This is a genomic window from Pelotomaculum terephthalicicum JT, assembly GCF_022410535.1.
Classification (GTDB): domain Bacteria; phylum Bacillota; class Desulfotomaculia; order Desulfotomaculales; family Pelotomaculaceae; genus Pelotomaculum_D; species Pelotomaculum_D terephthalicicum.
Map to the genome: position 1 here is coordinate 90,338 of NZ_JAKNBL010000008.1, position 7,238 is coordinate 97,575.

The window sequence follows — 7,238 nt, forward strand, 5'->3', positions numbered from 1 at the left end:
AAACTTTCATTTATAAAATAAAGATTGTGGTTATAATTAGCAAAAATTTTTACAGTGCTGATGGAACTTTTGGAGTTGGCTGGTTGTCTAATTAAACAGAAAGCAATAGAGGAAAAGACAAACTGCCGGGCAGGAATTTGTCTGGACGTGTAGAATATGTCTTTTGCCCGTTGCTTTACCAGTTCAGGAGACAATCGGGTAAGCAGCAACACATGTACTTTATATCCAGCAAAATTCTTTATTATTAATTATAAGGAGGGGATGGAAAAGTTTAAAGGAGGGTGTGTTGAAAGGCATTGACCTAAGACGGCCCGCGACGGCTCCAAAGTAAGTAAAAAAATTTAGGAGGGAAATAAGTGAGAAAAAGGAATAGGAAACTGATGTCCATCCTGCTGACGCTGTCTCTGCTGGCGGCCTTGCTGGCGCCGATGGCGGCATACGCGGGGACAACTTATGAGCAGGTTACTACTGTAACATTTGATCCCGATGAGGTTGATGCTGGTGGGACTCCTTATACTGGCACAGACTTGGGTACGTTTATGATCGATATAGATCCTGCTTCAGGTGCCAGTGCAGCGCTTATTGAAGTAGTTGATTCCAGTGGTACTAGGATGCCTGTATCAGCTGCTGTATATGAGACTGTTAGTAGTTATACAACTGGTACAATAGCGCTTACGCAAAACAGCGAGAAAGCATGGAAGCTTAATATAACACCTACATCTGGCGAAGAGTATAAGGTAAGTATTAAACTTACGGCAGATGTTAGAGATTGCGATGATGGTGAAGTGAGCGCCAGGGTTACTAAACTTAGCGGCCAATTGGATAATGGTACAGTGGTAATCGGTAAGGCTTCCGGCGGCGCGATTAGTGCTGAAGCTATCAATACGCCGTCCTTTAGCGATGATGGTGGTTTTGCTACAATTCGGTTAACTGAAACAGTAACAAATGCATTAGAACAAGGTAAAGCTAAAAGTGTTAAATTAGCATTACCGTCAGGTTTTAGCTGGTATGAAGGCAGCTTGGATTCAGTACCTTATCCTGACTTGGATGATGTTAACGGCGCTTATACAACTGCCCCGACACTTGATGTGGATGGTAATAATGACCGCTATTTGTATGTGGATACCAGCGCAAGTGTTAGAGGTTCAGGAAAAGCAATCTTAGACATTAACGCAAAAATTGATGTTGATGATAGCGTGGCTAAATATGGTGATGTGACAGTAACTATCAGTGGTGATAGTGATATTGATACGACATCTTTGGTAGTTGGCACGTATGGTGAATTCGGTGTTACAGCAACTGTGGAAGATGCTACGACTGTGGTGGCAGGGCAGCTTGAACAGGAAATCGGAACAATTGTTGTAAAAGAGGATGCTCCGGGAAGTTTGTCTGCAAGTACTAGTGGTAAGACCGTGACATTAACGTTGCCGGCCAATGCAAGATGGTGTGAATATCCTGAGATTTCTGCAACAGATCTTACTGTAAATAAAACTGATATTACTGCTAGCGGCACTGACGGGCGTACAATTAAGTACTTGATAACTAAAGGTTCTGACGGTAATGATGATTGTGGCAAAATTGAGTTCAAAAATGGTAAGGTTCACCTTGCTGTAGATGAAACCGGCGACCTTAAGGTTAAAATTGGCGGTACCGCCGGAGCGAGTGATGAGGTTGTCGTTGCTACAATCGAGCCGGTCGTATCTGTGACTGCAAATGTGACCGAAGTGAAGATTGGTATGCAGGAACAAGCTGGCGGAGATATTGAGATCACTGAAGGTAAAGCGGAAGCGATTTCCGATGATGCGGACATAGTTATTGAGTTGCCAAGCGGACTGGAATTTCAGGATGTACCGACAGTGGAGGTTGTGGAAGGTGACCTTGACATTGACGAGGGGAATATTGATGTAGATGGTGAAGTGCTTACTATTCCTGTGTCAGGTACCAGCAGCACAGCTAGTAAGATCAAAATTAGCGGAATAGAGTATGTTGTTAACCGCACGGTTGCTGAAGGTGATGTTAAAGTCAAGATCGGCGGTAGTGCTCTAAACGAAGTAAATAATAAAGAAGCGATTCAAGATTATTATGGTACGACGGAGACTAGCGGAGATTTCAATCCGAGCGAACTGGCGGCCGGCTTTGATGGTGATTACACAATTGATAATGATGGTGTTTTCCCGACCGTGAAATGGGCTGCCAAAGCAGTAAACGCCAAGTGCGTGACCCCTGCAGATCAGACAGCCATCTACAAAACAGTCTTCACAATCGGTAATGCTACGTATACTGTTAACGGTGTGGAAAAAACTATGGACGTAGAGCCATACATTAAGAACGATCGCACTTACCTGCCGATCCGGTATGCCGCTTACGCAGCCGGTATTACAGATGCCAACATCATGTGGAACGAAGCCGACCAGAGTGTTATCATGATTAAGGGTGACCGTGTGGTCAAGATGGTTATCGGAGATACTACCATGTATATCAACGGCGTGGCATTCACCATGGACGTTGCGCCAGAGATTGTGGATCCGGGTCGTACCATGCTGCCCATTCGTTATGTGGCACAAGCCCTCGGTTGCGAAGTTACCTGGGATGAAGCTACCCAGACTGTAACCATAAACTAGCGATATAAAAAAGACCGGGTTCTTTAGGGACCCGGTCTTTTTTATAACTTAAAATAATTAACTATTTTAAATATTAATAGCCTAAATATCTACTTGCAGGAATATCTGTGTTTCTGTGGAATAATTAATTATTGAATAATTAATTATGGAGGTATAATTTTATGAAGTTAAAGCATTTGTCGGCGCTGTTAATACTTTTTCTTTTACTGACTGTCCTACCAGTGCAGGCGTTTGCTGAATCTGTAGTATATAAACCGGTTACAGTCAAAGTAGTAAAAGATAATAAAGTAAATGAACTGGGTAGTATCTTTGCCAAATTCCCTGCCGGAAGATTGCAGAAATACGACATAGTTATATTCAGGTTGCCTTCCGGTTTTATCTGGACCACGACGGATTTAGATTCTAACAAAAATGCTGCTGCCAGGTCTGCTCAAACCACGGAGCAATGGAATTCCATTGTTTATGATTCGGACTTTATAAAATATGGTACGAAAAATTACATTTTGGTTCCAAGCAAGGACTCCGGTAATGACAACGGCTTTTATCAAGGCAATAAGCCAATTTTAAGCTTTACCAGCCTCAATGAAAGAGAGGTAAGAATGGAAGTTATTGGAGAGCCGGATCCTCAAGAGGAATGTTATTTTTATCTTTACCCAAAAAGAATTTTTGTTGCCGGGGGGGATGCCGGTGATATTGGTATAACGATTGATATCCCCGACGATCCGGATTACGCGACTAACAATAATGCAGACGTTAACTTAGAATGCACGGATGCCGTTACTGTATACGCAGGCTTAAAAGGGCAGAAAATAGGTGTGATTAAACTGACGAAGAATGCAACGTCTAAAATTATTAATGGCACTACCTTCACACTTCAATTGCCTCCAAATGTCAGGTGGGAAAAGTTGGGTGGAGGCGGAGGCAATGAAATTAAAGTGGCTGGGTCGGTCAGTGATGACGGGAGAACCGCGGAATTTAAGTTTCTTAGTAGTTATAGTTCGGCGGCAAGTTTAGAGCTTAAGGATATGGAAGTATCGGTTGAGCCAGGATTAACAGGCGAATTAAAAGTGCAGATCGGCGGAACGGCGGGTTTAACCGGAGAACTGAGCGTAGCGGATATTGTCAAGCCGAACGTTGCATTTACGATTGGGCAGGATAAATTTCTTCTTGACGGCAAGGAACAACAAATGGATATTGCGCCATATGTAAAAAATGACAGGACGTACCTGCCCGTACGTTATATAGCAACGGCTTTAGGCATAGCGGATAGTGACATTAATTGGTACAATGACGAACAATGTGTTGTTATAGTGAGAGAAAGCGGTTTTATTAAATTCGTCATTGGCAGCAAGGAAATGATCGTTAATGGTAAATCAGTCGTTATGGATGTGGAGCCAGAATTTGTGGAACCGGGACGAGTGATGCTGCCTTTGCGCTGGGTTGCCCAGGCATTTGGGGCTAATATTATCTGGGATGAAAAGAGCGAAACAGCTATAATCAAAAAATAAGTAACTTGCGGTGTGGACGTAATTATCTTAGAGTATCAGAATCCGGGCTAATTTAAGACACCCGGATTAAATTTTTCCTTGACTGAAGAAAAAATACAAGTTATATTTAATATAGAAGATAATTAAGCATCTTAACTAATTTCAAGGAGTGATTGCCTTGCGCAGGATTACTGTGGTAGCAGTATTGTGTTTTATTTTGAATTTCGTCATTGGAGTAAACATTGCCTTGGCGAGGGAACCGGAAAATCCCCAGTTAACTCTTCAGCAAGCTATAGATAAGGCCTTGTTGAACAGCAAGTCGATAAAGAGTGCTGATTATGATATTGATAGAACTGAGGAACTGCGGGATAAAGCTGCCGATAAAGTGATGTATACACCGTATGATGAAGCGACCACGGCGGCTGAGACGGCCTTTACCGGGCTGCAAAAGGCGGATACGAACTGGCAGATGGCCAAGCGTACCTATGAAGCCGAGCAGGACAGCCTTGTTATGAAGGTAATAAAGGCTTATAACGGTTTGCTGCAGGCAACGGAAAATGTGAAAATGGCGGAGGCGCAGTTAAAATATGACAATAGTCAGCACATCATAGCTTTAGCCAAAAACCGGGTTGGCTTGCTGAATAAGGCCGAACTTGTTGAGTCTGAGGCTACGGTTGAAACTTCCAAGTCCGACCTTGAGGCGAAAAAGAAGGCGCTGGACGACTCGTACGAGGCATTCAACCTGCTGGTGGGCTTGTGGCCGGAGGACAGGCCGGTATTGACGGATTTGCCAGGATATGAGGAGCTCACAGTGAACAATTTGGATTATGAGGTGCAAAAAGCGTTTGAACAAAGTCCAACTGTCTGGCTGGCGCAAAAGAATGTGGATCTCGCAAAGATAGCCTATAATATTTGGAATTATGATTCAACTTCGGAGCCAATAAAAGTAGTAAAAATAGATCTTGATAAAGCTAAGCTAGACGCTGCAGATACGAATGAGCAGTTTAAAAATCTTGTCCGCACAATTTATTATAAGACTAAGCAACTGGAAGAACAGTATGCGGGTTGCCAGGAAAGTGTCAAGGTGGCTGAGGAAGCCTTAAGGGTTATAAGAGTCAAGTATGAGGTGGGAATGGTTACGGCGGCGGATGTCACGGCGGCCGAAATTGCTCTTGAAAAAGCGAAAAAGCTGGAGTTTGACACGTTATGTGAACATGATATACTAACCTACGCTTTCCAAAAGCCGTGGGCGTACGCCGGATAAATCGGATAAGTAGTGCGGAATTTAACTTGCTAGCTTATTGATTGAAGTGAAAACCACCTCCTGTTACAATTTAGGCAGGAGGTGGTTTTTTGCTATCGCTGGTTATTTGCCAGAAAAGCAAAAAAGGTTATAAATACTGTTATGTCGAATTATAAACAATTATGATTTTAGGAAAGGAATTGCCGGGGTGAAGGGAGTGCGGCGGCAAACCGCAGGGAGAATCGCCTTTCTGGCATCGTTGGTATTCTTCCTGGTCCTGTCCAATTATATAGGCGAATGGTATGTCTATCACCAGATGGGCTTTGACAGCAACTTCCGGTTTGAGAACGGCGCCCACGTGAAAAGCGACACGCTTGATTTGTACACGGATTATATGGCTAGGCAAAAAGGGTGCAAAATCGCGGTCATCGGTGACTCGGTGGTGCAGGGCGCGGGCGTTCCGGAAGGAGAGCAGACCATTACCGCCCATCTGGAGGAAGAACTGCGGGGCAGTTACCTACCGGAGGCCAGAGTGTTCAACTGCGGTTTCCCCGGCGGGCGTCCGGCTGATCTCTACATGGCGGTGAAAAGTCTGCACGAGGCCGGGGCGGTGCAGTTCTTTATGATTAATATTTCCTATCCTTTTTTCTCGGATGAAATGGCCAAAGACCCGCTGCTGTATTTTAAGGTCTGGTTTTACCAGTTAACGGACGAGCAAAAGAAAGAGCTCAATATCCCCGCTGAAATGCCGCCTGACCAGCCGGTTAAAACCGACTCCGCGGAGGCCGCCGGCGGTTCTGCGGTTGAAACACTTTTGCAGAAAAAGATCTCGGAATACTGGTCGGTTTACCGCTTCAGGCAGGAGCTCAACCGGTTTCTCTTTGGCGGCCGGCCGGCTGCAAAAGGCCGGGAATATTATGATCTTGCCTTTAAGGGGATAATGCCGGAGGCGGAAGAGCCCGCGGAACAGGAGCAGGAGCCTTTTTCCGAAAAGGACAAGCCGGAGAACAAGTATAATGTTTGGACCAGCTTCCCCTGGAGCGAAGAGGACAAGGCCCACCTGAAAAAAGTTTTCGACGTCACCGGCAAGGACAATGTGGATTTCAAGTACTATCGGGAACTCTGCCGCTACCTGGAGGAAAATGAAATCCCGGCGGTCATTTTTTTGAGCCCGGTCAACCATGCCCTGCTGCAGCGATACCAGTTGCTTGACTACGACGCATATGAGAAGAACACCGGCATCATTGCGCAGGCGGCGCTCCAAAGGGATATCGCGTTTTTTAATTACCAGGACGCCATCCCGCAGGAGCTGTTCCACGATTCCCTGCACATGCTTGACGGCGGGAACGCCGCCATGGCCGAACTTTTGAGCAGGGACCTGCGGCCATACCTGCAAGGAGTCCATGCCAGATGATTTTTACCCTGGGCGGGAACAGGGGGTCGCTGTTTTTTACCATTAGAAATCTCCTTAATCGGCACACTGGTAGGCATACCAAAATAGAAACCCCAAAGCCCAAGATGACAAGGGCACTGAAAAAGCCACTATTTTATAAAGCGGTGGCTTTTTCAGCGCATATATATTCATTTAAAAATCAATCTGAACATCAAAATAGTATTGAAAATAAAATAAGCGGCAACATTATACCGCTTTTAGTTCGTTTAATTTCACGATTCTTTTTACATTCACCACAAAGGCCGTGAAGTAGGTTTGTAATCGCATAGCGACAAGGCCCACGGTATCAGCTCTATCAAGACCGTGTGCCACTTTCATTTCACCGTTCTTTTCTTCAATACGGTGCCGAATTTTCAGCCGTTCCCAGAAGGCTTCACTGGATTCAAATTCAAGTCTTAGGCGGTTTTTCTCGTTCGGCTGGGTGATGCTGTAAC

At 44.8% G+C, this 7,238-nt stretch carries 5 protein-coding genes; 4 read left to right on the forward strand and 1 reads right to left on the reverse strand.

All coding sequences use genetic code 11. From position 1 onward, the window contains the following. Positions 1-356: 356 nt before the first annotated feature. From L9W92_RS19120 to L9W92_RS07710, 4 genes are all read left to right on the forward strand, one after another. Complete coding sequence (locus L9W92_RS19120; protein ID WP_240083173.1) at positions 357-2,621, forward strand: copper amine oxidase N-terminal domain-containing protein; 2,265 nt, start codon at positions 357-359, stop codon at positions 2,619-2,621. A 221-nt stretch (positions 2,622-2,842) separates the two neighbouring features. Continuing rightward, positions 2,843-4,129: a copper amine oxidase N-terminal domain-containing protein gene (locus tag L9W92_RS19125; protein ID WP_240083174.1), complete on the forward strand. Its 1,287-nt coding sequence runs from the start codon at positions 2,843-2,845 to the stop codon at positions 4,127-4,129. A 157-nt stretch (positions 4,130-4,286) separates the two neighbouring features. Further along, positions 4,287-5,372, forward strand: coding sequence for a TolC family protein (locus L9W92_RS07705; protein WP_240083175.1), 1,086 nt, complete (start codon positions 4,287-4,289; stop codon positions 5,370-5,372). A gap of 196 nt (positions 5,373-5,568) precedes the next feature. Next, positions 5,569-6,765, forward strand: coding sequence for an SGNH/GDSL hydrolase family protein (locus L9W92_RS07710; protein ID WP_240083176.1), 1,197 nt, complete (start codon positions 5,569-5,571; stop codon positions 6,763-6,765). A 225-nt stretch (positions 6,766-6,990) separates the two neighbouring features. Here the strand turns inward: L9W92_RS07710 and L9W92_RS07715 are convergent. Beyond that, positions 6,991-7,238, reverse strand: a 248-nt coding sequence (locus L9W92_RS07715; protein WP_240083177.1) for a transposase, incomplete at its 5' end; no start/stop codon positions are given.